Origin of the sequence: Bradyrhizobium sp. BR2003 (genome assembly GCF_009720285.1) — a bacterium.
GTDB lineage: Bacteria > Pseudomonadota > Alphaproteobacteria > Rhizobiales > Xanthobacteraceae > Bradyrhizobium > Bradyrhizobium elkanii.
On the sequence record NZ_SMYJ01000025.1, the window covers coordinates 255,892 to 279,200 of the forward strand.

Below are 23,309 nucleotides of genomic sequence, written 5' to 3' on the forward strand. Positions count from 1 at the left end.
TTATCAATCAAGGTCGATGCGCCAGATTCCCGTTTTGACGGGCGTTCTTCAGGCGGACCGGTCACCGCTTCGCCCGAAATTGCGCTAGCGTGCGGCCTCAAACCCGCCGAGCACTGCCGTCAGATTGGCGCCGAGGATGTCGGAGAGATAGCCGCCCTCCTGCACCAGCACCGTCGGCAGCCCGAAGCGGGCCAGCCCCTCGCCGATGCGGCGGAAGCCGTCGGTGGTGACGGCGAGACCGGCAAGCGGGTCCTTCTCGGAGGCGTCGAGACCGAGCGCGACCACGAGCGCGGTCGGGGCGAAGGAGCGGATCGCCTTCTCCGCCGCTGCGAGCGCCTTCATGTAGTCGTCGTCACCGGTGCCCTTGGCGAGGGGAATGTTGAGATTGGTGCCGAGGCCGCCTCCGGCGCCGCGCTCATGCGCATAGCCCCAGACGAAGGGGTAGAAGAACGACGGATCGGCGTGGATCGAGACGGTGAAGACATCCGGCCGCTCATAGAAGATGCCTTGCGTGCCATTGCCGTGATGCACGTCGACGTCGAGGATCGCGACGCGCTCATGCTTCTGGCGCAGATGTTCGGCCGCAATCGCGCTGTTGTTGAGGAAGCAGAAGCCGCCGGCGAGGTCGCGATAGGCGTGATGGCCGGGCGGACGGCACAGCGCGTAGACGGCGTCCTCGCCGTCCAGCACCATCTGCGCGGCGGTGGCCGCGACGTCGCTCGCGGCGCAGGCGCCGGCCCAGGTGCCGGGACCGATCGGGGCCGCGGTGTCCATCGTATGCCAGCCGAGCTTGCCGACGATATGAACTGGGTACGTGCCGGCAGTGCGCACCGGGTGAATGTTCGCGATCATCTCGGGTCCGGCATTGCCGAGCGCCGACCATTCGTCCCAGGCGCCCGCGAGAAAGCTCAGATATTCCGGACTGTGCACGCGCGCCCGCGGCCCCTGCCCGAATCTGGTCGGCTCGATCAGCGTGTGATTGCCGGCCTTCAGGCCCGCCAGCAGGCGGTCGGCGCGTTCGGGCTGTTCGGTGGTACGCTGGACCACACCGCGGACCAGGAAGAATTGTGGATCATGGCTGCGGTGCAGATCACTGTAGACGGCCTTCACGGGGACACTCCTGTTTGATCGGCGGCTGAGCTGGACAGAGCGAGGGCAATGTGCCGCACGCAAGCTTTGGCTTGCGCGTTGTACACTATCAGCGACGGCGACGATCTGAAACCGAGCGCGATTTCATGCTATGCCCGCATGCAGCGCAATGATTGAAAGACGCAGGACGCGAAGTCCGGCCATGGCCAGCGGCAAGACGGAGACGGAGGAAGCGGCAACCGGGCGGCGCGGGCGGCCGCGCTCCGCCGCGACCACGGCCGCGATCCTGGAAGGCGCCTATCAGCTGATGGCGACGACCGGCCTCGCCGCGACCACCATCGACGCGATCGCCAGGCATTCCAACGTCTCGAAGATGACGATCTACAAATGGTGGCCGTCGCGCGAAGCGTTGCTGATCGATGCCTTCCTCGACCAGGCCTCGCGGGCCGTGCCGCTGCCCGAAACCGGCAGTCCGGTGGCCCGCGTCCGCCGCCACGTCGCAACCTATGTCGAGGCGTTGCAGGGCGAGTTCGGTCGGGTGCAGCTCGCCGTGATCTCGGAATGCATCTCGAAGACCGGCACCGCGGAGCTGTTCTACGAGCGTTACCTCGGCCTGCGCCGCAGCAAGATGCTGGAGATCATCGCCGCCGGCCAGAAGGACGGCAGCATCGGCGCGCCGGGCGTCCCCGCCGACATCTATGACGCGATCTATGGCAGCCTGTTCTACCGCTACGTCTTCGGCATCAAGCCGTTGACGCAGCCCTACGCCCGCAATCTCGTCAATCTGGTGCTGCGGCCACGCGCGGACGCTTGACTATCAAGCAGAGCGCTCGCGCTGACGGCGGAACCAGGCCCAGGTCTCGCGCGTGACGGCCCGGTAACTGCTGCCGCGATACACGATGTGGCCATCGACGATCGCGTTCAGCTTCGGCAGTGCATGGAACGGCACCGTGGGATAGGCGTGGTGCTCGACATGGTAAGGCATGTTCCATGCGAACCATTTCATGATCCTGCCGGTCATCGTGGTGCGCGTGTTCTCGAACGCGCTCCGCGTCCGCTCGCAACCGGTGTGCTCGGCATAGAGATAGGGGCGCAGGATAAGCTGACCGGCCAGGAGCGGCACGATCCACACCCAGAGCAGGATCGCACTGTGAAGCGCGAAAGATGCCGCGAGCAACAGCAGGTAGCCGGCGAGATAGAGCCTCGCCTCCAGCACAATCGCGGCGCGCTTGTGTTCCGGGATCCACGGCACGGTCACCTGTCCGGTGAGTGCATGCCAAAGCATCAGGCGGATGCGAACCAACACCTGCAGCAGTCCCGAATAGGCGACCGCGAGCTGGGTGTCCGACGCGGGCTTGGGGCCGACGATCAGCTCCGGGTCTTTCTCGGGATCCTGCGTGTAGCGGTGATGATCCCAGTGAAACAGGCAGTAATACTGGTAGGGCAGTCCGATCATGAAGGCGGACAGATTGCCGACGACAAGATTGAGCGCCGGACTGCGGAACGCCGTCTTGTGCGCGGTCTCATGCACCACCATGAACAGGAACGCGACGAAGTAGCCCTGCACGGCCATCAGCGGCAGCGCCCATGGCAGGCCGTGGCGCGACGAGACCAGGAAGATCAGCGCGCCGACGATGACGATCATCCCGTAGTGGCTTGCCGCACGCACCGTGCCGGCAAGATTCGACTTGATCGACAAATCGCGCAAGGTCAGCGGGCTGAGCGGCTTCAGGCGGGGTCCGGCGTCACTGGTCTCTGCGGTGCTCATGGTCGTCTCACCTGTCAATGTTGCAGCAACGCCGAGATTTCGGCGTTGATGAAGGCGCGGTCGTCGGCGTTGTTGGCGGGATTGCCGGCCCGGTGCCCGTGGATCGACGGGATCGCGTGCAGCGCGGCCGAGCGCGCGTTGACCAGGCGGCCGAGTTCATCCTTGTTGTCGCGCGGGTCGAAATAGCGATCAGTACGCCCCGGCATCAGCAGGATATGCGCCTTGATCGCGGCCAGCGCCCGGTCGAAGTCGCCGCCGAATTGATCGCAACGGCTGATATCGCCGGCCTGCCAGATCGCGATCTGCGCCAGCAGATCATTCGCATCGCGCCGCGCGAAGGCACCGTCCCAGGATCCCGCGAGGTACTGCTCGAGCGATTCAAATCCGGCCTCGCGCCAGACTTCCTCGCGATAGAACTCATGCGACATCGCCCAGCCGGCGTAGACGCGCCCCATCGCACGAAGGCCCGCCGCGGGCTTGGTGGCGAAGCGGCCGTCCCGGTAGGCCGGGTCGGCGGTCAGCGCGGCCTTCACTCCTTCGAGGAACACATGATTATACGGCGAGCACCGCGCGCTGCCGCAAACCACGGCTGCGCGCTCGACCATGTCGGGATATCGCGCGGCCCAATGATAGGCCTGCATGCCGCCCATCGACCAGCCATAGACCAGCGCGAGCCTGGTCACGCCGAACCGCTCGACCAGCAGCCGCCGCTGGATCGCGACCGCGTCATGGTAGGTGAAGGCGGGAAACGGCGCGCCGCCGAGCACCTCGGCCGAATTCGACGGCGAGGAGGACAGGCCATTGCCGAACAGATTCGCGATGACGATGAAGTAGCGCTTGGGATCGAGCGCCCCGCCCGGCTGCACCAGCCATTCGATGTCGGTGTGCTGTGCGGCAAACGACGTCGGATACAGGATGACGTTGTCCCGCGCCGCGCTCGGCGTGCCGTAGGTCTTGTAAGCGAGCCTCAGTTGCGGAAACACGGCACCGCCCTGCAGCGTCACATCACCGGCCTCGAACACCTCATAGTCGCGCGGCGTGGTCATCGGCATTCGACCTCAAGCAGCCGGGCGCAGCGCTGCGCCCAAAATTACTGTACTAATAGTACAGTAAATACGAAGCCCTGGCAATAGCGGCGAAGGTGGAATGACACCAAGGCCGATCCATTCAAAATCGGTATGGATCAATACCCGTTTCGGCTTGGACCCATTGTCGTCATCTCTCTAGGACAGACCCCGAGGAAATTTTCGAGGAGGCGCTAATGAGCGCAATTGTGTCCGCCGCAGACACGCGGCGATCCCGCGTCCGGCTCTTGATCGTGACGATGCTGTTTCTCGTCACCACCGTGAACTATGCCGATCGCGCCACGCTCTCGATCGCCGGCCCCGCCCTTTCCAAGGAACTGCATCTCGATCCCGTCGCGATGGGCTACGTGTTCTCGGCGTTCGGCTGGTCCTATGTGGTCGCGCAGGTGCCGTGCGGCTGGCTGCTCGACCGCTTCGGCTCCAAATGGGTGTATGCGATCAGCATCATCGTCTGGTCGATATTCACCGCGATGCAAGGCCTGGTCGGGTTCCTCTCCGCCGGCGCGGCCGTGGTCCTGCTGTTCGCCCTGCGCTTTCTGGTCGGTATCGCCGAGGCACCGTCATTTCCGGCCAATGCCCGCATCGTCGCCTCCTGGTTCCCCGGCAATGAGCGCGGCACCGCCTCGGCCTTCTTCAATTCGGGGCAGTATTTCGCCACCGTGATCTTCGCGCCGCTGATGGGCTGGATCGCCCATGAGTATGGCTGGCGCCATGTGTTCTACGTGATGGGTGCGCTCGGCATCGTCATGGGCATTGCCTGGATCAAGACCATCTACGAGCCGAAGGAGCACCCCGCGATCAACGAGACCGAGTTCGACTACATCAAGCAGGGTGGCGCGCTGGTCGACATGGACGCGACGAAGGACGGCAAGGCCCATGACAGCGGCCCGCGCTGGGACCACATCCGCCAGCTGCTCGCCAACCGGATGATGCTCGGCGTCTATATCGGCCAGTACTGCATCAACACGCTGACCTACTTCTTCCTGACCTGGTTCCCGGTCTATCTGGTGAAGGAGCGCGGGCTCTCGATCCTGCAGGCCGGCTTCGTCGCGACCTTGCCGGCGCTGTGCGGCTTCATCGGCGGTGTGCTCGGCGGCGTGATCTCGGACTACATCCTGCGCCGCACCGGCTCGCTGACCATGGCGCGCAAGATCCCGATCGTCGGCGGCATGCTGTTGTCGATGTCGATCATCGCCTGCAACTATGTCGACGGCCAGGCACTGGTGGTCGGCTTCATGGCGCTCGCCTTCTTCGGCAAGGGCATCGGCGCGCTCGGCTGGGCGGTTGTCTCCGACACCTCGCCGAAGGAAGCCGGCGGGGTCTCCGGCGGTCTGTTCAACACCTTCGGCAACCTGTCCTCGATCACCACGCCGATCATCATCGGCTACATCCTCGCCGCCACCGGCTCGTTCAACGGCGCGCTGGTGTTCGTCGGTGCCAACGCGCTGGTCGCGGCGATCGCCTATCTGTTCATCGTCGGCGAGATCAAGCGGGTGCAGCTGAAGGCGGCCTGAGCCAGGCCTGAACGCGCTTCACCTCCCCCCCTTCCGCGGGGAGAGGTCGAAATTCGCACAGCGAATTTCGGGTGAGGGGCGAAGCAACACATCTCCGCAAAGACAGTCCTTCCGACTCGTTCGGATCAGGCCTGCAAATTGACGCGGCCGTTACGCAGAGAGAGCCCCTCCCCCCAACCCTCTCCCCGTAAGAACGGGGAGAGGGAGTAGAAAACCAAACGGCGGCTTCGGCCGCCGTCTTTGTCCGATTGTTTGTCTGCTTTTTGTCTTCTTGGCCAGTGGGAGGCATCGATGCTAGAACGTACAAATCCCCGCGCGATCCATTCCGGGCTTGCATCGATGTTCGACCTGAGCCAGCTCCGCTGCTTTGTCACGGTGGCCGAGGAATTGCATTTCGGCCGCGCCGCGGCGCGGCTCAACATGACGCAACCGCCGCTGAGCCGGCAGATCCAGGTGCTCGAGCACATCATCGACGCGCCGCTGTTGGAACGCACCAGCCGCTCGGTGCGGCTGACGCCGGCCGGACGCAGCTTCCTGCCCGAGGCGCGGCGCATCCTCAAGCTCGCGGAATCCGCTTCGCAGGTTGCCCGCCGCATCGCGCTCGGCAAGACCGGCTCGCTCAAGATCGGCTTCACCGCCGCGGCCGCCTATGGCTTCCTGCCCGACCTGATCGCGGCCTGCCGCTCGCGCCTGCCCGAGGTCGATTTTTCCCTGAAGGAAATGGTCTCCGGCGATCAGTTCGAGGCGCTCACCACCGGGCAGATCGATGCCGGCCTGCTGCGCCCGCCGATCGCGCGGCCGGAATTCGCCAGCCGGCGCGTCGTGGCCGAGCCGTTGCTCGCCGCGATCCCGAAGAAGCATCCGCTCGCCGCGGCCGAGACCGTCAGCATCAAGGATTTCGACGACCAGCCTTTCGTGATGTATTCGCCCTATGAGGCGCGCTACTTCCACGATTTGCTGGTGTCGATGTTCACGCGCGCCGACGTGCTGCCGCGCTATGTGCAGCATCTCAGCCAGATCCATTCGATCCTCGCCATGGTGCGCGCCGGGCTCGGCGTTGCGATCGTGCCGGAAGCAGCCGCCAGCCTGAAGATCGCGGAGGTCAAGCTGAAGCCGCTGAAGCTCCGATCACCCGTGCCGGTCGAGCTGTTCATGGTGTGGCGGCGCGATCACGAGAACCAGTTGCTGCCGTCACTGATCGAGATCGCAACCGAAATTGCAGCGCCGCATCTGCGCGGCGATTGATGCAGAGTTAGCATCGCTCGATACCGCGTTTGGCTTGGACGCGCATCGAACCATCTCCTAGAGACTCCGTCATGGACGCGCGCTGCTCGCGCATCCCGTTCCCAGAAACATTCAAGGAGTGGCGCCATGAGCAAGATGACCCCTCAGGAGATGGCCGCCAGAATCGGTGGCGGCCTCCTGTCCTTCCCCGTGACCCCGTTCAACGCGGACTATTCGTTCGACGAGACGACCTATCGCGCCAACATGGACTGGCTGTGCGGCTATGACGTTGCCGGCCTGTTCGCAGCCGGCGGTACCGGCGAGTTCTTCTCGCTGACGCCGAGCGAAGTTCCCCACGTCGTGAAGATCGCGGTCGACGAGACCAAGGGCCGCGTTCCCGTGCTGGCCGGCACCGGCTACGGCACCGCGATCGCGCGCGAGATCGCGGTTGGCGCAGAGAAGGCCGGCGCCGACGGTCTGCTCTTGCTGCCGCCCTATCTCACGCAGGCCGAGCAGGACGGCCTCGCCGCGCATGTCGAGGCGGTGTGCGCGTCGGTCAAGATCGGCGTCATCGTCTACAACCGCGACAATGCGATCCTGCAGCCCGATACGCTGGCGCGCCTCTGCGAGCGCTGCCCGAACCTCGTCGGCTACAAGGACGGCATCGGCGACATCGAGCTGATGACTCGCGTCTATACCCGGCTCGGCGATCGCCTGACCTATATCGGCGGCCTGCCGACCGCGGAGACCTTTGCCCTGCCCTATCTCGACATGGGCGTGACCACCTATTCGTCGGCGGTGTTCAACTTCGTGCCGGAATTCGCCACCAAATTCTACGCCGCCGTGCGCCGGCGCGATCATCAGACCATCCATGCAGGGTTGAAGGATTTCATCCTGCCGCTGATCGCGATACGCAACCGCAAGAAGGGTTATGCGGTGTCGATCATCAAGGCCGGCATGAAGGTGATCGGCCGCTACTCCGGCCCGGTGCGGCCGCCGCTAACTGATCTCACCGCGCAGGAGATCGCCGAGCTCGCGGCATTGGTGGCCAAGCTGCCGCAGGCCGCGGTGCGGCAAGCGGCAGAATAGGCGGAACCGCCAAGACGACAGCGAAGGACGAAGGGAGGAGCAGATGATCCAGGACACGATCCGCACCGGCTTTGCCGGCGCACCTGTTGTCACGGCGATGGAGGTGATCCCGGTCGCCGGCCGCGACGGCATGCTGCTCAATCTGAGCGGCGCGCATGCGCCGTTCTTCACCCGCAACCTCGTTATCCTCACCGACAACTCCGGCCACACCGGCGTCGGCGAGGTGCCGGGCGGCGAGAAGATCAAGAAGACGCTCGAGGACGCCCACGACCTCGTCGTCGGCCAGACCATCGGCGCCTGCAACAACATCCTGGCCTCGATGCGCCAGGCCTTCGCCGATCGCGACGCCGGCGGCCGTGGCAAGCAGACCTTCGACCTCCGCGTCACCATCCATGCGGTCACCGCGGTCGAATCCGCGCTGCTCGATCTGCTCGGCCAGCATCTCAATCTCCCGGTCGCAGCGCTGCTCGGCGAAGGCCAGCAACGCACCAGCGTCGAGACGCTCGGCTATCTCTTCTTTGTCGGCGATCGCCGGAAGACCAGCCTTCCTTACGTCGAGGGCGAGACCGGCAAGCCCGACTGGTTCGATCTGCGCCACCAGGTGGCGATGACGCCGGAGGCGATCGTGCGTCTCGCCGAAGCGACGCAGGCGCATTACGGCTTTGCCGATTTCAAGCTCAAGGGCGGCGTGCTCAGGGGCGAAGAGGAGATCGAGGCCGTCACCGCAATCGCTAAACGCTTTCCGAAGGCGCGCGTGACGCTCGACCCGAACGGCGCCTGGTCGCTCGACGAGGCGATCCGGCTATGCAGCAACATGCATGGCGTGCTCGCCTATGCCGAGGACCCCTGCGGCGCCGAGGCCGGCTTCTCCGGCCGTGAAATCATGGCCGAGTTCCGCCGCGCCACCGGGATGCCGACCGCGACCAACATGATCGCGACCGACTGGCGCCAGCTCTCGCACGCATTGCGGCTTGGCGCGGTCGACATTCCGCTCGCCGATCCGCATTTCTGGACCATGCAGGGCTCGGTGCGGGTGGCGCAGACCTGCCGCGACAACGGCCTGACCTGGGGTTCGCACTCCAACAACCATTTCGATATTTCGCTGGCGATGTTCACCCATGTCGGCGCCGCCGCGCCCGGCAAGGTGACCGCGATCGACACCCACTGGATCTGGCAGGACGGCCAGGCGTTGACGCGCCAGCCGCTGCAGATCAAGGGCGGCAAGATCGCGATCCCGGATCGGCCGGGCCTAGGCATCGAGCTCGATCGCGGTGCCATCGAGGCCGCGAACGCGCTATACAAGCAGCATGGTCTCGGCGCCCGCGACGACGCGCTGGCCATGCAGTTCCTGATCCAGGGGTGGACCTTCGACGACAAGCGTCCCTGCCTCGTGCGCTAAAAAAGAAAGGTTGGAAACATGACCGCTCACCAGAAGAACTTCATCGCCGGCGAATGGGTCGACGGAACAGGCATCACGCGGGACATCAACCCCTCCAACACCAAGGATGTGGTCGGCGAATACGCCAAAGCCGACAAGGCGCAGACCGAAAAGGCGATCGCCGCGGCGAAGACCGCATTCCCGGCCTGGGCGCGCTCGACGCCGCAGGAGCGCTTCGACGCGCTGACCAAGATTTCCGTCGAAATCCTCGCCCGCAAGGAAGAGCTTGGCCGCCTGCTCGCCCGCGAGGAGGGCAAGACGCTCCCCGAGGGTATCGGCGAGGTGGCGCGCGCCGGGCAGATCTTTGCGTTCTTCGCCGGCGAAGCGCTGCGGCTGATGGGCGAGAAAGGCGCATCGGTGCGCCCCGGCCTCGACGTCGAGATCACTCGCGAGCCGGTCGGCGTCGTCGGTATGATCACGCCGTGGAACTTCCCGATTGCGATCCCGGCCTGGAAGATCGCGCCGGCGCTCTGCTACGGCAACGCCGTCGTGTTCAAGCCGGCCGAGCTGGTGCCGGGCTCGGCGCACGCGCTGTCCGAGATCATCGCGCGTTCCGGCATTCCCTCCGGCGTGTTCAACCTCGTGGTCGGCTCGGGGTCGGTGGTCGGCCAGACCCTGCTCGATCATCCCGACGTCGCCGCGATCTCCTTCACCGGCTCGGTTCAGACCGGCCGCAAGATCGCGCAGGCCTGCGTGCTCTCCGACCCCATGAAGAAGTTCCAGCTCGAGATGGGCGGCAAGAACCCGCTAGTCGTGCTCGACGACGCCGACGTGAAGGTCGCGGTCGAGGTCGCGGTCAACGGCGCCTATTTCTCGACCGGCCAGCGCTGCACGGCGTCCTCGCGCCTGATCGTCACCGCGGGAATTCACGACCGCTTCGTCGCCGCGATGACCGAGCGCATGAAGGGGCTTTCGGTGGATGACGCGCTGAAGAGCGGGGTGCATGTCGGCCCGGTCGTCGACCAGAGCCAGCTCGACCAGGACCTGCGCTACATCAAGATCGGCCAGGACGAAGGCGCCCGCCTGCACTGGGGCGGCGAGTTGCTCAACCGCGAGACGCCGGGCTTCTATCTGCAGCCGGCGCTGTTCACCGAGACGACCAACCAGATGCGCATCGCGCGCGAGGAGATCTTTGGCCCGGTCGCCTGCGTGATCCGCGCCAAGGATTATGAAGAGGCGCTGGCGATCTCCAACGACACCGAGTTCGGCCTCGCCTCGGGCATCTGCACCACCAGTCTGAAATACGCCTCGCACTACAAGCGCAACAGCGAGGCCGGCATGGTGATGGTCAACCTGCCGACCGCCGGCGTCGACTACCACGTCCCGTTCGGCGGCCGCAAAGGCTCGAGCTACGGCGCACGCGAACAGGGCGCCTATGCCCGCGAGTTCTACACCACGGTGAAGACGGCTTACACCTTCCCGGGTTGAGAGCGTTGAAACGAGTTGCAGCCGCGCAAGCGCTGCGCCCCCTCTCCCGCTTGCGGGGGAGGGTCGGGGTGGGCTCTCTCCACGAGTCATTCGGTGGAGAGAGCCCCCACCCGTCACGCTCCGGACGACGCTTCGCGTCGCTCGTCGCGTGCCGCCCCCCGCAAGCGGGAGAGGTAACGCAAAGTCAGGAGAAGCCTCATGGACCAGTCGATCGGCGCGCAGGAGCAGCCCCGCTATATCAAGCTCAACGAGCGCGACAACGTCGCGATCGTCGTGAATGATTTCGGCCTGCCCGCCGGCTCGCGCTTCGCTTCGGGCCTGACGCTGCGCGCCTTCGTGCCGCAGGGCCACAAGACCGCGCTGGAAGACATCGCCGAGGGTGCACCCATTATCCGCTATGGCGAGGTGATCGGCACGGCGCTGTCGCCGATCCTGGCCGGCGAGTGGGTCGACGAGGCACGCATCCGCATGCCCGACGCGCCGCCGCTCGATCAGCTCGAGATCGCGACCGCCGTGCCGCCGGCGCTGCCGCCGCTCGAAGGCTTCACCTTCGAGGGCTATCGCAATCCCGACGGCTCGGTCGGCACCAAGAACATCCTCGGCATCTCCTCCTCCGTGCAATGCGTCAAGGGCACGATGGAATATGCGGTCAAGCGCATCCGCGCCGAGCTCTTGCCGAAATATCCCAATGTCGACGACGTCGTGCCGCTGACCCACGCCTATGGCTGCGGCGTCGCGATCACGGCGCCCGACGCCGTGGTGCCGATCCGCACCCTGCAAAATCTCGCGCTCAACCCGAATTTCGGCGGCGAGATCCTCGTCGTCGGCCTCGGCTGCGAGAAGCTCGCGCCGGAACGGCTGGTGCCCGAGGGCGTCGGCGATGCCATCGTGCGGATGCAGGACGAGGCTTTCGACGGCTTCGGCGCCATCGTCGATGCCATCATGACCCAGGCCGAAGCCCGGCTGAAGGTGCTCAACGCCCGCAAGCGCGAGACCTGCCCGGCCGCTGACCTCGTGATCGGCCTGCAATGCGGCGGCAGCGACGCGTTCTCCGGCGTGACCGCGAACCCCGCGGTGGGCTTTGCCGCCGATCTTTTGGTGCGCGCCGGTGCGACCGTGATGTTCTCGGAAGTCACCGAAGTGCGCGACGCGATCCAGCTGCTGACCCGCCGCGCCATCAACGAGGATGTCGGCCGCGCGCTGATCCGCGAGATGGAATGGTATGACGCCTATCTCGCCCGCGGCGGCGCCGACCGCAGCGCCAACACCACGCCGGGCAACAAGAAGGGCGGCCTTGCCAACATCGTCGAGAAGTCGCTGGGCTCGATCGTCAAGTCCGGCTCCGGCCCGATCGCGGGCGTGCTGTCGCCGGGCGAGAAGGCGCGGCAGAAGGGCATGCTGTTTGCGGCGACGCCCGCCAGCGACTTCATCTGCGGCACGCTGCAGCTCGCCTCCGGCATGACCTTGCAGGTGTTCACCACCGGCCGCGGCACGCCCTATGGCCTAGCCGCCGCGCCGGTCATCAAGGTCGCGACCCGCAGCGAGCTGGCGCGGCGCTGGAAGGACCTGATCGATTTCGACGCCGGCTGCATCGCCACCGGCGAGAGGACCATCGAGGAAACCGGCTGGGACCTGTTCCGCTTGATCCTCGACGTCGCGAGCGGGCGCACCAAGCCGTGGTCGGACCGCTGGGGCATCCACAACGATCTGACGCTGTTCAACCCGGCGCCGGTGACCTGAGCATCCGCGGCTCCTTAACCACCCGTTAGCCACGTCCTGACTCGCCGGGGAACGTCGCAATTCGATTCAAATTGTCTGGGCATGGAGGCACACATGACCCGGACAACCGATGATCTCAGAGATCAGGCCGACCGCGCCGAGCGGCTGGCACGCACCGGCATGGACTTGTTGACGGTCGAGCGCCTGCGTGCCTACGCGGAGGAATGTCGCAGCCAGATCGCAGCCGCCGAGCGAGAGAGGCAATCGGGGGCATCACCAGCGGCATAGATGCCCGGAGTTCGCCACCAGACGCTTGTCAAAATTTTTCGAGTCCTCGCACTTCCTTGGCGGCGACCTTGATCAGCGGCTTGACCGCCTGTTCCTCGCGGCCAAGCACAACGCCCGAGGCAAAGGCGCTGGCGCGCTCCTTCCGATGCGGGGCCTTCAGCGCCGCATCGACCGCCAGCTTGCGGTGCGCGACAAAATCGTTGAGCGAGCCGAGCGCATCCTGGACCCGCTTCAGGTGCCTGGACAGCCGCGCGAGCTGCTTGCGCTCACCCTTGCGCGGAAACAGGCTTTCGAAGAAGTCGATCGCGTATCTGAGCTTCTTGGCCCTAATGCGCACCTTGTGCCGCTCCCGGGCCGACAGTTCGTCGAGACGCCGGCCATCCCTGCGCAGCTTCCTGATGCGGCGATGCAGCAGCGCGGCGGCGAATTCCTCGATCGGACCGCCTTCGTCCTCCGCGGCAATGGTCTGCCTTGCCTCGACCCATTGCAACGTGTCGATCAGCATCGACCGATAGCGCCGCGAATTGACCGCCTGCCGCGCGCCGGCGAATGCACGGTCGCGGCGGTCGGAGAATTCCTGCCGGATCGCTTTGCCGCCTCGCTGCAGCAGCGCGTCATGCGATGCAGGCTCGATATCTTCCTTGACGAACACATCAAGCTCGCGCGCCGGCGCGAGCGCGTTGCTGAGCCACTTCAGTTGCGTCTTGATGTCTTCCGTCGGGGCTACGGTGAGAATCTTCGAGAACAGCGAGATCGCGGCGCGCAGCCGCCGCAACCCAACCCGCATCTGGTGAATGCCTTCCGCCTCGCCCTCGCGGACAGCGTCGGCATTCGACGAGAAGTGACGAAGCGCGGCGCGCGCGATCACCCGGAACGCCGCGCCGGCGGTAAGCCCGGCGTCGATCACGATGCTCGCGGCGGAGACCACGACTTGCTCGCCACCACCCGCGAGCTCATAGCCATGTTCGGCTTTCGAGCGTAGATCGAGCTCTGCCGCCGCCTTCTGCTCCAGCGCCCTGGCGACCCGGAACAGGTCGAGCGGGCGGCCGCTCTTGAGTTCGAGTTCGACCTCGTCGATTCGGCGCGAACGGTGCCCGGCCGTGGTGTAGCCGCGATCGATCGCCAGCTCGATCTCGCTGCGTTTCGTCCGCAGCGGCACGGTAATGCGCCGGACTGACGTCGCGAACACCGGCTTCAGCTTGTGACGCAGCCTGTCAGACGCGAGCTTTTCGAGCGGTGTACCTTCGGCCTTGTCGAGGTCGAGGTGTCCATCCGCAACGTCGGTCTCCCATTCGCCCCGTTCAAACTGTGGGCCCGCCCCGGACTTGATGGTCTGAACATAGTTGGCGCCATCCCGCCGCACACGCAGCGTCAGTCCGTGCCGCCTGAGCTTGTGCTTCGCCGTGTCGAAATAGGTCGAGACGAGATCGCTCACGGATGGTGCGCCGCTTTTGCTGCCGGCGATCCGCGGTTTCGTCAGTCCCTTGAGCTTGCGCGCGGGAACGCGGAATTTGAGCTCCGTCTCAGCCGCCATCGTCGCTCCGTGGCCTGGGGCACCAAGCAAACGTCCGCCGTGACGAGGTCAGCGGCGGACGTTCATGCTAACACAAGATCGTCTGAGTTGGCGCCAATCGTCGTCGTTGTGGATCACGGTCGTGCTGCGATTGCCGAACTCGTCCTGCTTCTTGATGACCGTGGTCCGGTCACGGCGCGGCTCACGCTCCCTGATCACGGTGGTGCGATCACGATCGCGATACTCAGGCGTCCGACCAACCGTTACGCCCGCGCGACGGGGCCAACGCGGACACCGACATCATCGGCGAACACAGACGATGCGATCGCGGTCACCATGGCCGCAGCCAACAGATACGTCCTCACGCCAACGTCGCGTGCGACCTACCGTTCCTGTACCGACCGTGCTGCAGTTGCTCACGCGCCTGTGCAAAACATCGCGCGGGGAACTCGCTGAACAGGCATTCATCTGTGTGGCGAAATCCCCATGTTCCACGCGTTGAATAGCCTGAATTGATGTCCCACGTCCTTAACTAACAGGAGGACGTTCCATGAAACAGTCACAGCACTTCCTCGACAATGCGGAGAACTGCGCGCAGCTTGCCGAGCGTGCCGACGACGAGCCGACCCACAAGCGCTTCAAGCGAATGGAAGCGGCCTGGCGCGCGCTGGCAAAGGAACAGGATTGGCTCGACGGTGAGACTTCGCCAGCGGAAAATGCAGCCTAGATCCAGCCCGGCCGTGGCGACAAATACGACGTCGCCACGGCCCGCGGCCTACTCGGTGCTGCGCTGCCGCTGCCAGCGCAACAGATAGGCCTGCAACCGCCAGATAATCGCCGACAGCACCACACCGACCAGCATCAGCACCACGACAGCAACCATCATGCCCGAGGCCTCGCCGCGCGCCTCCGATTCGATGATGAGGCGGCCGATGCCGCGCTCGGCGCCGATGAACTCGCCGACGATCACGCCGATCAGTGCGAAGGAGATCGCAGGCGTCAGCGAGGCGAACACCCAGGCCATCGTCGAGGGGATCACCACCGTCCGCGTGATCTGCCATTCGCTGGCGCCGAGCAGCCGCGCGGCATTGGTGAAGCCCTCGTCGATCGAGCGCGCGCCCTCGAAGGTGTTGAAGAACACCAGGAATACGACGACGATCCAGGACGTCACGATCTTCGACATGTCGCCGATCCCGAATGCCAGCACGATGATCGGCGCCAGCGCGATCCGCGGGATCGAGTTCACCGCGGTGATGAAGGGCTGAAAGATCGCGCTCAGCCGGTCGGATCGTCCCAGGATCAGCCCGGCGACGAAGCCGCTGACCACGCCGGTGACGAAGCCGAAGAAGGTATTCTTCAGGGTGATGGCGGTCGCGGCCCAGAGGTTGTTCTCGTTGCGCGCCAGACACTTTCCGAAGTCGCCGTTGAACCAGCTGTTGAAGACGCCGAGCTTCGAGATCAGACAGCTCTGGATCAGGAAGTTGTCGAAGATCATCGACGGCTTCGAGATGAAGTAGGGATCGAGCAGGTCGGGCACCAGCCAGGGCAGTCTGGTGCGGAGGTCGTAGCCCCATTGCCAGACCGACAGCACCACGGCGCAGATCAGGACCTGCCAGCCGACCGTGCCGAGCGTGCCGTACCTCTTCATGCGCTGCGGCCCTTGACGAATTCCTCGCCCAGCGAATGCCAGATGTGCTGGAACAGCTCGGCATAATGCGGGGTCTCGCGCACCTTCACCGCATCGCGCGGGCGGGCGAAGTCGACCTCGAACATGTCCTTGATGCGGCCCGGCCGCGCCGAGAACAGGATGATGCGGTCGGCCAATGTCAACGCCTCGCCGAGATCATGGGTCACGAACAGCACGGTTTGCTGCTCGCGCTCCCAGATCCGAAGCAGCACCTCGTGCATGTCGATCTTGGTGTGGGTGTCGAGCGCACCGAACGGCTCGTCCATCAGGAGGATCTGCGGCTCGACGATCAAAGTGCGCATCAACGCCGCGCGCTGGCGCATGCCGCCCGACAGCGCCGACGGATAGGCGTTCTCGAATCCCTTCAGGCCCGCTTGCGCGACGCATTCGGCGATGCGCTCCTTCCGTTCGTGAGCCGGCACGCCTGACAGCTCCAGCCCGTAGCCGATATTGTCGCCGACGGTCCGCCATGGAAACAGCGTGTCGCGCTGGAAGACATAGCCGACATCGGGCGTCGCCTTGCCGGCGACGACGCGCTTGCCGTCGATCAGGATCTCGCCGCCGGTGGGGCGGATCAGCGAGGCAATCATGTTGAGCACCGTGCTCTTGCCGGAGCCCGACGGCCCGAGCAGCGCGACGAATTCGCCGCGGCGCACGTCGAAGGTCACGTCACGCACCGCCTCGATTGTGGTTTTGGCAAGCTGGAACGACTTGCTCAGGCCCTTGACCTCGACGCGGCGATCGGCCGGGGCGCGCGGCGACACGGTTGCGCTTGTCTCGAGCGCGCTCAACCCGGATAGGCCTTTCGCGCCGCTTCGATCAGGTTGGAGTTGACCACGTCGGCGATCTTGAGCGGCTTGATGCCGGTCATCTCGCGGAACCAGACTTTCTCGCCGCGCGCGAAGCTTGCGGTATCGATCGTGCCCTCATAGTCCGCGACCTTCTGGATCGACGTGATCTCCAGCAGATTGGCCTCGCGCGAGGTGCTGCCGACATAGGGCTCGATGGCGTCGTAGACCTCGGTCGGCTTGTGGGTCTTGATCCACTGCGACGCGCGCCACAGCGCGGTGACGTAGGCCTGCATCTTGGCCGGGTCCTTGTCGATGGTGGCCTGCAGCGTGAAATGCGCGGTCACCGGCACCTTGCCGCCGATATGCTTGTTCCAGATCGCCTCGTCGGTGCCGTCGAACAGCAATTCGCCCCAGCCCTGCTGCTGCGCCTCGTTCAACAGCGACAGCGAACTGACGAGGATATCGACCTGCTTCGACTTCAGCGATCCCAGCATGGTGTCGACATTGCCGGTGCCGATCCAGGTCACCTTGTCGTCGAGTCCCATGGTTTCCATGTAGTAGGACGACCAGACATGGTTGGTGCCGCCGAGCGAGGAGACCGAGACGATCGGCTTGCGGCCGTCGGGCCGCTTCCATTGCGTGAAAGCCTCCAGCGAGTTGATGCCCTGGTCCTTCAGATCCTTGCGCAGGATGAACATCACCGAGTTCGATCGCGTGTCGACCGGCAACAGCACGCGCGCGGCGCGGCCGTGATTGGTCAGCTGCATCGGATGGGTGACGTCGCCGATGCCGATATCGCCCTGCGACGAGGCGATGATTTCGCGGGTCTTCACACCGCTGCCACCTTGCACCAGCTTGCAGTCGAGCCCGGCCTCCTTGAAGTAGCCGATACGGTCGGCAACAAATTGCGTTTGATAGACCGGCACCGCGACCGGATAGATTGCGCGACCCGTGGCCGCCTGCGCCAACGCACGCCCGGTCGCCAGCGCCGCGCCACCGGCGGCGATCACCGTCAGCGCCGATCGCCGCGAAATGTGGGGCATGGTGAGGCGCGCCATCACGCGTGCTCCGTGGCCGAGATCTTGTCGAGCGCGCCGAGCACCGCATCGCCCATCTGGACAGTCGACAGCTTTTTTGCCCCGGCCTCGGCGATATCGGCCGTGCGCGCGCCAGAGGCAAGCGCGGTCTGCACCGCCTTCTCCAGCAGGTCGGCGTCCTCAGGCCGATTCAGCGTCAGGCGCAGCAGCATCGCGACGCTGAGGATCGAGCCGAGCGGATTGGCGATGCCCTTGCCCGCGATGTCGGGCGCGCTGCCATGCACCGGCTCATAGAGCGCCTTGCGCCGGCCGAAGCGATCGACCGGGCCGAGCGATGCCGACGGCAGCATGCCGAGCGAGCCCGAAGCCATCGCCGCGCAGTCCGACAGGATGTCGCCGAAGATGTTGCCGGTCACCATGACGTCGAACTGCCGCGGCTCGCGCACGATCTGCATCGCGGCGTTATCGACATAGAGATGGGTCAGCTCCACGTCGGAGAATTCCTCCTTGTGCAGCTTGATCACCTCTTCGCGCCAGACCACGCTGGTCTCCAGTACATTGGCCTTGTCGACCGAGCAGACCTTGTTGCGCCGGGTCCGCGCCAGCTCGAAGGCCGAGCGCGCCACGCGGCGGATCTGGTTCGTGGTGTATTGCTCGGTGTTGAAGCCGCGGCGCTGGCCGTCGGGCAGTGTCTCGATGCCGCGCGGCTCGCCGAAATAGATACCGCTGGTCAGTTCGCGGATGATGACGAAATCGACGCCGTCGAGCACCTCGGCCTTGAGCGGCGCCGAGGCCGACAGTGCCGGGCTCGCTACGATCGGCCGCAGATTGGCGTAGAGATCGTATTTGCTGCGCAGGCCCAGCAAGCTGCCGGCCTTGCGTGCGGCGGCCGGCACCTCGGTGGTCTCCGGTCCGCCAGTCGCACCCCACAGGATCGCGTCGGCCTCGTCCATCGCCTCGGCGGTGTCCTCGGGCAGCACCTTGCCGGTCGCAAGATACGGGATCAGGCCGTACTGCGCCTCGCGCAGCGTCATCGGAACGCCGCGCTTCGCCGCGAACCAGTCGAGCACGCGGCGCGACTGCGCGGTGACCTCGGGGCCGATGCCCTCACCGCCGACGACGGCGACCTTGACCATGTTGGATTGCGTGCTCATGCCGGTGTCCTTGAAGCGGGTGTCGTTGTCGAATGAATCCATGGCCGCGCCGCGCAGTCGGAGGCCTGGAATGCGTGGATCTCGTCGTCGCGTTGCAGCGTCAACGCCACCTCGTCGAGCCCCTTCAGCAGCCCCTCGCGCCGCCGGGGGTCGATCTCGAACGAATGCCGCGCGCCCGACGGCGAGACGATGGTCTGGGCCTCGAGGTCGATGGAAACCTTGCCCGCGCCCTGCGTCGCCTCGATGTCGGCGGCCAGCTGATCGACCACCGCCTTGTCGACGATGACGGGCAGGATTCCGTTCTGGAAGCAGTTGGCGAAGAAGATGTCGCCGAAGCCGGAGCCGATGATGGCGCGGATGCCGCGCTCCTGCAGCGACCACACCGCGCCCTCGCGCGAGGAGCCGCAGCCGAAATTCGGCCCGGTCACCAAAATCTCCGCCTCGCGATACGGCTCGCGGTTCAGGATGAACTCCGGATTCTCCGAGCCGTCGGGCAGGTAGCGCAGCGAGCCGAACGCCCATTTGCCGAGCGTGCCGCGGATCGAGTTGCCGACCAGGCGCTCGATGCGGATGATGACGTCGGTATCGATATTGCCGCGCATGATCGGCGCGGCGGTTGCGGTGAGCTTGTCGAACGGTTTTGGCATGCTCTAGCGTCCCATCATCCTGACATCGGCGATCGCGCCGGCAATGGCGGATGCCGCGGCACTCGCGGGGCTCGCCAGATGCGTCCGCGCGCGCGGCCCTTGCCGGCCGACGAAATTGCGGTTCGAGGTCGAGACCGAGCGCTGCCCGGGCGCCACCACCTCGCCATTGGCGGCAAGGCACATCGAGCAGCCCGGCTCGCGCCACTCGAAACCGGCGTCGATGAAGATCTTGTCGAGCCCTTCGGCGACCGCCTCGCGCTTGACGTTCTCCGAGCCCGGCACCACCCAGGCGCGGACCCCGGCCGCGACCTTGCGGCCGCGCGCGATCTCGGCCGCGGCGCGCAGGTCGCTGAGCCGGCTGTTGGTGCAGGAGCCGATGAACACCCAATCGACCGGCGTGCCCGCGATCGGCGCGCCGCCCTGCAGGCCCATATACTCCAGCGCGGTCTCGATCGCGGCGCGCCGCAACGGATCGTCGACCGCCTTCGGATCGGGAATGACACCGTCGACGCCGACGACGTGCTCGGGACTGATGCCCCAGGTCACTTGCGGAATGATCTTCTTGACGTCGATCACGACCTCGCGATCGAACACCGCGTCGGGATCGCTCGGCAGTTCGCGCCACGCTTTCACCGCGAGATCCCACATCGCGCCTTGCGGCGCATAGGGACGGCCGCGCAGGAATTCGAACGTCTTCTCGTCCGGCGCCACCATGCCCATCTTGGCGCCGAGCTCGATCGAGAGGTTGCAGATCGTGAGCCGGCCCTCGATCGGCAGCGCGCGGATCGCACTGCCGGCATATTCGACCGCATAGCCGGTGCCGCCGGCGGCGCCGATATGGCCGATCAGCGCCAGGATCATGTCCTTGGCGGTGACGCCGAGCGGCAGCTTGCCCTCGAAGCGCGCGCGCATCGTCTTCGGACGGCGCTGGATCAGCGCCTGAGTCGCCAGCACATGGGTGAGCTCGCTCGACCCTATGCCGAAGGCGAGCGCCCCCAAGCCGCCATGGGTGCAGGTGTGGCTGTCGCCGCAGACGATCGTGGCGCCCGGCAGGCTCAAGCCGAGTTCCGGACCGATGACGTGGACGATGCCCTGGCCGGGCTGATCGACATCGAACAGCGTGATGCCGCTCGCCGAGGTCTCGACCCGCAGCGCCGCCAGCAATTCCATTCCGATCTTACTGGTTCCGGCGCGGCCGGGCGCCGTCGACAGCGCGTGATCCGGCGTTGCAAAGGTCAGTTCGGGATTGTGGACCTTGAGGCCCCGGCTCTTGAGATCGAGCAGACCGCGCGACCCGCCGAGATCGTGCAGCAGATGGCGGTCGATATGAAGGAGGTCAGTGTCCTCGCTGAGGCGAGCAATGACGTGCTGGTCCCAGATCTTCTCGAGCAAACTTCGGCCGGGCATCCGCCTTCCCCTGCTCTGTGCGTTTCCATGCGGCTTGATCTTATTGACGCCAATCTGGGCCAAAGTTGTCGTCAAGTGAAGCAGTTTTGCCCTAACATCACATATGTGATGGAGGTGAGGTACTTGACCCGCCGAGGAGCCAGCCATGCCGAATCCGAACAAGACGGCCATCGTCAAATCGGCCATGCGGACGTTCGCAGTTCTGGAGTTCTTTCGGAAAACAAAGCGGGCTGCTTCCGTGACCGAAATATCGTCCGCGTTGGAGATGCCCCAATCGAGCACGTCGGTGTTGCTTCGATGTCTCGTCGAATTGAACTACCTGGAATACGAGCGAAAGACCCGGCTTTTCATCCCGAGCTACCGGGTCAATCTGCTGGGTGACTGGATCCGTCGTTCCCCGTTCCGTGATACCAAGCTCACCGATCTGATGGAGGAACTCTGGACCGCGACGGGCGGCGAAACCGTCATGCTCGGACAACAGGCCGGCGCCGCCGGGATGCAATATCTGCACGTTGTCCCCGGCGGCTCTCAGCTTCAGTACACGGCACAAGCCGGTCAAATACGACCGATGGTGCGGACAGCGCTCGGACATGTGCTACTGAGCCAAATGCCGAACACCAAAATTCGTGGCATTATCCGGCGCAACAATGCCGAGGAGCCGAGTCAGTCGGCGCGCGTTCGCGAATCCGCCTTTCTCGAAGAGGTCGAGCGCATTCGCCGCCGCGGCTTTTCCGAGACAGGCGGCCGCACGACGCCGGGCGCAAACACAATAGGCATGCTCGTTCCCCTGCCGAAGCGACGCGCTCCGCTCGCGATCGGCATCGGCGGCCCGATCGAACGAATCGCGGCAAAGCGCGCGCACATCATTGAAGTGATGCAGAGCCGGCTGAAGGAGCTGACAGACGCAGCCGGGCCAAAATTCGTTTGAGAAAAGACCTCTCAGGACGCGTAGCGCGTGTCGTGCGAATGACGGAGCCGTAGCCCGGATGAAGCGGAGCGCAATCCGGGGACTTGTGCAGCGGCGAGACTGAACTGCACCCCTGATGTGAGACACGATAATCAGGGACAGGTGCCGAGCGCCTGAGGCGGCGGGGCGGGTTGATGGGTTAGGGCCGCATGGCGGGGCTGCTGCGCAGCAGCCCCGCCATGCGGTAGATTTGTTTCGAACTCGGCTGGCGGCCGGTAAGCCAAAGCCGAGTGCAGCCGCTGACGATTGTATACCTGTTCGATGAAGGCGCCGATCGCATTTCTCGCCTGCTGCGCATCGCGATAGGTCTGGCCGTTGACCTCCTCTTGCTTGAGGGTCTTCATGAAGCTCTCCGCTCTGGCGTTGTCGTAGGGATTGCCGACCCGGCTCATGCTCGGGGCGACGTCGTGCTGCTGGAGCAATTCGGTGTAGTCGCTACAGGCGTATTGGATACCCCGGTCGGAGTGATGGATCAGGCTGCCGGGCCTCGGTTGGCGCGCCGCCAGCGCCATGGAGAGTGCCGCGATCGCCAGGCGCGCCTCTAGGTGCGTCTCCAAGGCCCAGCCGACGACACGCCGGCTGAAGGCATCGAGCACGATGGCGAGATAGGCGAACTCCTCCTGCAGGCGGATGTAGGTGATGTCCGCCACCCAGAGCTGATCGAGGCCACTCGGCACCATACCGCGGGCCAGGTTCGGTACCACCCGCCACGGGTGGCGCGAGTCGGTCGTAACAGGCACGAACGGCTGCTGCCGCAGGCACAGCAGATTATCCTCTCTCATCAGGCGAAGCACGCGCTTGCGGTTGACCACAAAGCCTTCGCGGCGCAGCTGCGCGGCGATCCGGCGATAGCCGTAATGCCTATAGGCAAGCGCCAGCCGCTGGATTGCGTCCCGCACGCCGGTTTCCTCGGCACGTGGGGCGCAAGCCGCCCAATGTCGGTAGTAACCGGCCCGGCTGACGCCAGCCAGGGCGCACATCCGTTCGATCGTCAGTTCGCCTTGCCGCGGGGGGATCGTCATCGCCTGGATGACCTCGTAGACCCCGTCACGCCAGGCCCGCTGCTCGGCCGGCGTGCTTCCTTGACCCGCCGCAAGGCTTGCCGAAAAAAATCCAGTTCAATCTGCTGCTGGCCGATCTTGCGCTCGAGTTCGGCAATCCGCTCCGGCGCGCCCGGGTCGGCCGCCGCAATATCGCGCGCACGCTTCCTCACTGCTGCTGGAACAACCGCTTCGCCCTTGCGGGGGCGACCCAGCGGCCGCAGCGCTGCCGCCCCGCCTGCACGAAACAGATCGCGCCAAGCGTAGAGATCCTTGCGCAGCACCTTCAGCTCGTCTGAAAGCGCCCTTATCCGCTCGCCCGCCAGAATGCGGCGAACCGCCTCAAGCTTGAACTCTCGGCTGAAAACACGGGGTGATTTGTTGGGCATTCGTTCTCCGTTAGAGAACTGTCCCTAATTTCCCG

22 protein-coding genes are annotated in these 23,309 nt (G+C 65.3%); 10 read left to right on the forward strand and 12 right to left on the reverse strand.

Annotated features, from left to right (window positions below; all coding sequences use genetic code 11):
* Nucleotides 1–84 precede the first annotated feature (84 nt).
* A complete protein-coding gene (locus E2I15_RS18750) occupies nucleotides 85–1,110 on the reverse strand; it encodes a histone deacetylase family protein (protein WP_137483809.1) in 1,026 nt (341 codons plus the stop codon).
* Between the two features lie 181 nt (nucleotides 1,111–1,291).
* On the opposite strand from E2I15_RS18750, the gene E2I15_RS18755 reads away from it, so the two are divergent.
* Nucleotides 1,292–1,903, forward strand: coding sequence for a TetR/AcrR family transcriptional regulator (locus tag E2I15_RS18755; RefSeq protein WP_137483808.1), 612 nt, complete (start codon nucleotides 1,292–1,294; stop codon nucleotides 1,901–1,903).
* Nucleotides 1,904–1,906: 3 nt separating this feature from the next.
* Here the strand turns inward: E2I15_RS18755 and E2I15_RS18760 are convergent, their stop codons facing one another.
* Both E2I15_RS18760 and E2I15_RS18765 read right to left on the reverse strand, forming a co-directional pair.
* On the reverse strand, nucleotides 1,907–2,857 hold the full coding sequence (locus tag E2I15_RS18760; protein WP_137483807.1) for a fatty acid desaturase: 951 nt from the start codon (nucleotides 2,855–2,857) through the stop codon (nucleotides 1,907–1,909).
* Nucleotides 2,858–2,871: 14 nt separating this feature from the next.
* Nucleotides 2,872–3,903 carry an alpha/beta fold hydrolase gene (locus E2I15_RS18765; RefSeq protein ID WP_137483826.1) on the reverse strand — a complete coding sequence of 344 codons (1,032 nt, stop codon included), beginning with the start codon at nucleotides 3,901–3,903 and terminating at the stop codon, nucleotides 2,872–2,874.
* A gap of 215 nt (nucleotides 3,904–4,118) precedes the next feature.
* On the opposite strand from E2I15_RS18765, the gene E2I15_RS18770 reads away from it, so the two are divergent.
* The 7 genes from E2I15_RS18770 to E2I15_RS18800 all read left to right on the forward strand — a co-directional run bounded on the left by E2I15_RS18770 (nucleotide 4,119) and on the right by E2I15_RS18800 (nucleotide 12,642).
* Nucleotides 4,119–5,456, forward strand: coding sequence for an MFS transporter (locus E2I15_RS18770; protein WP_137483806.1), 1,338 nt, complete (start codon nucleotides 4,119–4,121; stop codon nucleotides 5,454–5,456).
* Between the two features lie 339 nt (nucleotides 5,457–5,795).
* On the forward strand, nucleotides 5,796–6,701 hold the full coding sequence (locus tag E2I15_RS18775; RefSeq protein ID WP_028333278.1) for a LysR family transcriptional regulator: 906 nt from the start codon (nucleotides 5,796–5,798) through the stop codon (nucleotides 6,699–6,701).
* Between the two features lie 126 nt (nucleotides 6,702–6,827).
* Nucleotides 6,828–7,769, forward strand: a complete 942-nt coding sequence (gene kdgD, locus E2I15_RS18780; protein WP_137483805.1) for a 5-dehydro-4-deoxyglucarate dehydratase — start codon at nucleotides 6,828–6,830, stop codon at nucleotides 7,767–7,769.
* Between the two features lie 43 nt (nucleotides 7,770–7,812).
* On the forward strand, nucleotides 7,813–9,168 hold the full coding sequence (gudD, locus tag E2I15_RS18785) for a glucarate dehydratase (protein WP_137483804.1): 1,356 nt from the start codon (nucleotides 7,813–7,815) through the stop codon (nucleotides 9,166–9,168).
* Nucleotides 9,169–9,186: 18 nt separating this feature from the next.
* A complete protein-coding gene (locus tag E2I15_RS18790) occupies nucleotides 9,187–10,635 on the forward strand; it encodes an aldehyde dehydrogenase family protein (RefSeq protein ID WP_137483803.1) in 1,449 nt (482 codons plus the stop codon).
* Nucleotides 10,636–10,833: 198 nt separating this feature from the next.
* Nucleotides 10,834–12,375, forward strand: a complete 1,542-nt coding sequence (gene garD / locus E2I15_RS18795; RefSeq protein ID WP_137483802.1) for a galactarate dehydratase — start codon at nucleotides 10,834–10,836, stop codon at nucleotides 12,373–12,375.
* A gap of 93 nt (nucleotides 12,376–12,468) precedes the next feature.
* Entirely contained in the window at nucleotides 12,469–12,642 is a 174-nt protein-coding gene (locus E2I15_RS18800) for a hypothetical protein (RefSeq protein ID WP_338134508.1), read from the forward strand.
* 28 nt (nucleotides 12,643–12,670) lie between these two features.
* Here E2I15_RS18800 and E2I15_RS18805 read toward each other — a convergent pair whose 3' ends face one another.
* A complete protein-coding gene (locus E2I15_RS18805; protein ID WP_137483800.1) occupies nucleotides 12,671–14,176 on the reverse strand; it encodes a CYTH and CHAD domain-containing protein in 1,506 nt (501 codons plus the stop codon).
* Nucleotides 14,177–14,705: 529 nt separating this feature from the next.
* On the opposite strand from E2I15_RS18805, the gene E2I15_RS38770 reads away from it, so the two are divergent.
* Complete coding sequence (locus E2I15_RS38770; protein WP_162832403.1) at nucleotides 14,706–14,882, forward strand: hypothetical protein; 177 nt, start codon at nucleotides 14,706–14,708, stop codon at nucleotides 14,880–14,882.
* Nucleotides 14,883–14,930: 48 nt separating this feature from the next.
* On the opposite strand, the gene E2I15_RS18815 is transcribed toward E2I15_RS38770, so the two are convergent.
* The 6 genes from E2I15_RS18815 to leuC are packed head-to-tail and all read right to left on the reverse strand — an operon-like array spanning nucleotide 14,931 to nucleotide 20,878.
* Nucleotides 14,931–15,803 carry an ABC transporter permease gene (locus E2I15_RS18815; RefSeq protein ID WP_137483799.1) on the reverse strand — a complete coding sequence of 291 codons (873 nt, stop codon included), beginning with the start codon at nucleotides 15,801–15,803 and terminating at the stop codon, nucleotides 14,931–14,933.
* Complete coding sequence (locus E2I15_RS18820; RefSeq protein ID WP_155262425.1) at nucleotides 15,800–16,633, reverse strand: ABC transporter ATP-binding protein; 834 nt, start codon at nucleotides 16,631–16,633, stop codon at nucleotides 15,800–15,802. Before E2I15_RS18820 ends, E2I15_RS18815 begins: the two co-directional genes overlap by 4 nt.
* Nucleotides 16,630–17,691, reverse strand: coding sequence for an ABC transporter substrate-binding protein (locus E2I15_RS18825; protein ID WP_137483797.1), 1,062 nt, complete (start codon nucleotides 17,689–17,691; stop codon nucleotides 16,630–16,632). The genes E2I15_RS18820 and E2I15_RS18825 overlap by 4 nt, the downstream gene beginning before the upstream one ends.
* Nucleotides 17,691–18,824, reverse strand: a complete 1,134-nt coding sequence (leuB, locus tag E2I15_RS18830) for a 3-isopropylmalate dehydrogenase (protein WP_137483825.1) — start codon at nucleotides 18,822–18,824, stop codon at nucleotides 17,691–17,693. The genes E2I15_RS18825 and leuB overlap by 1 nt, the downstream gene beginning before the upstream one ends.
* Nucleotides 18,821–19,471, reverse strand: coding sequence for a 3-isopropylmalate dehydratase small subunit (leuD, locus tag E2I15_RS18835; protein WP_137483796.1), 651 nt, complete (start codon nucleotides 19,469–19,471; stop codon nucleotides 18,821–18,823). The genes leuB and leuD overlap by 4 nt, the downstream gene beginning before the upstream one ends.
* A gap of 3 nt (nucleotides 19,472–19,474) precedes the next feature.
* Entirely contained in the window at nucleotides 19,475–20,878 is a 1,404-nt protein-coding gene (leuC, locus tag E2I15_RS18840; RefSeq protein WP_137483795.1) for a 3-isopropylmalate dehydratase large subunit, read from the reverse strand.
* 145 nt (nucleotides 20,879–21,023) lie between these two features.
* On the opposite strand from leuC, the gene E2I15_RS18845 reads away from it, so the two are divergent.
* Nucleotides 21,024–21,806, forward strand: a complete 783-nt coding sequence (locus E2I15_RS18845; RefSeq protein ID WP_137483794.1) for an IclR family transcriptional regulator — start codon at nucleotides 21,024–21,026, stop codon at nucleotides 21,804–21,806.
* Nucleotides 21,807–21,937: 131 nt separating this feature from the next.
* On the opposite strand, the gene E2I15_RS18850 is transcribed toward E2I15_RS18845, so the two are convergent.
* Together E2I15_RS18850 and E2I15_RS18855 are read right to left on the reverse strand one after the other, a co-directional pair.
* Entirely contained in the window at nucleotides 21,938–22,867 is a 930-nt protein-coding gene (locus E2I15_RS18850) for an IS3 family transposase (protein ID WP_137484199.1), read from the reverse strand.
* A complete protein-coding gene (locus E2I15_RS18855; protein WP_137484197.1) occupies nucleotides 22,864–23,274 on the reverse strand; it encodes a helix-turn-helix domain-containing protein in 411 nt (136 codons plus the stop codon). Before E2I15_RS18855 ends, E2I15_RS18850 begins: the two co-directional genes overlap by 4 nt.
* Between the last annotated feature and the right edge of the window lie 35 nt (nucleotides 23,275–23,309).

Coding starts and splice junctions, on each gene's coding strand:
- E2I15_RS18800 (WP_338134508.1), top strand. CDS start 12,469: ATGACCCGGACAACCGATGATCTCAGAGATCAGGCCGACCGCGCCGAG.
- E2I15_RS18815 (WP_137483799.1), bottom strand. CDS start 15,803: ATGAAGAGGTACGGCACGCTCGGCACGGTCGGCTGGCAGGTCCTGATC.
- E2I15_RS18765 (WP_137483826.1), bottom strand. CDS start 3,903: ATGACCACGCCGCGCGACTATGAGGTGTTCGAGGCCGGTGATGTGACG.
- E2I15_RS18855 (WP_137484197.1), bottom strand. CDS start 23,274: ATGCCCAACAAATCACCCCGTGTTTTCAGCCGAGAGTTCAAGCTTGAG.
- gudD (WP_137483804.1), top strand. CDS start 7,813: ATGATCCAGGACACGATCCGCACCGGCTTTGCCGGCGCACCTGTTGTC.
- leuB (WP_137483825.1), bottom strand. CDS start 18,824: ATGAGCACGCAATCCAACATGGTCAAGGTCGCCGTCGTCGGCGGTGAG.
- E2I15_RS18770 (WP_137483806.1), top strand. CDS start 4,119: ATGAGCGCAATTGTGTCCGCCGCAGACACGCGGCGATCCCGCGTCCGG.
- leuD (WP_137483796.1), bottom strand. CDS start 19,471: ATGCCAAAACCGTTCGACAAGCTCACCGCAACCGCCGCGCCGATCATG.
- E2I15_RS18845 (WP_137483794.1), top strand. CDS start 21,024: ATGCCGAATCCGAACAAGACGGCCATCGTCAAATCGGCCATGCGGACG.
- E2I15_RS18805 (WP_137483800.1), bottom strand. CDS start 14,176: ATGGCGGCTGAGACGGAGCTCAAATTCCGCGTTCCCGCGCGCAAGCTC.
- E2I15_RS18775 (WP_028333278.1), top strand. CDS start 5,796: ATGTTCGACCTGAGCCAGCTCCGCTGCTTTGTCACGGTGGCCGAGGAA.
- garD (WP_137483802.1), top strand. CDS start 10,834: ATGGACCAGTCGATCGGCGCGCAGGAGCAGCCCCGCTATATCAAGCTC.
- E2I15_RS18790 (WP_137483803.1), top strand. CDS start 9,187: ATGACCGCTCACCAGAAGAACTTCATCGCCGGCGAATGGGTCGACGGA.
- E2I15_RS18850 (WP_137484199.1), bottom strand. CDS start 22,867: ATGACGATCCCCCCGCGGCAAGGCGAACTGACGATCGAACGGATGTGC.
- E2I15_RS18760 (WP_137483807.1), bottom strand. CDS start 2,857: ATGAGCACCGCAGAGACCAGTGACGCCGGACCCCGCCTGAAGCCGCTC.
- E2I15_RS18825 (WP_137483797.1), bottom strand. CDS start 17,691: ATGGCGCGCCTCACCATGCCCCACATTTCGCGGCGATCGGCGCTGACG.
- E2I15_RS38770 (WP_162832403.1), top strand. CDS start 14,706: ATGAAACAGTCACAGCACTTCCTCGACAATGCGGAGAACTGCGCGCAG.
- kdgD (WP_137483805.1), top strand. CDS start 6,828: ATGAGCAAGATGACCCCTCAGGAGATGGCCGCCAGAATCGGTGGCGGC.
- leuC (WP_137483795.1), bottom strand. CDS start 20,878: ATGCCCGGCCGAAGTTTGCTCGAGAAGATCTGGGACCAGCACGTCATT.
- E2I15_RS18755 (WP_137483808.1), top strand. CDS start 1,292: ATGGCCAGCGGCAAGACGGAGACGGAGGAAGCGGCAACCGGGCGGCGC.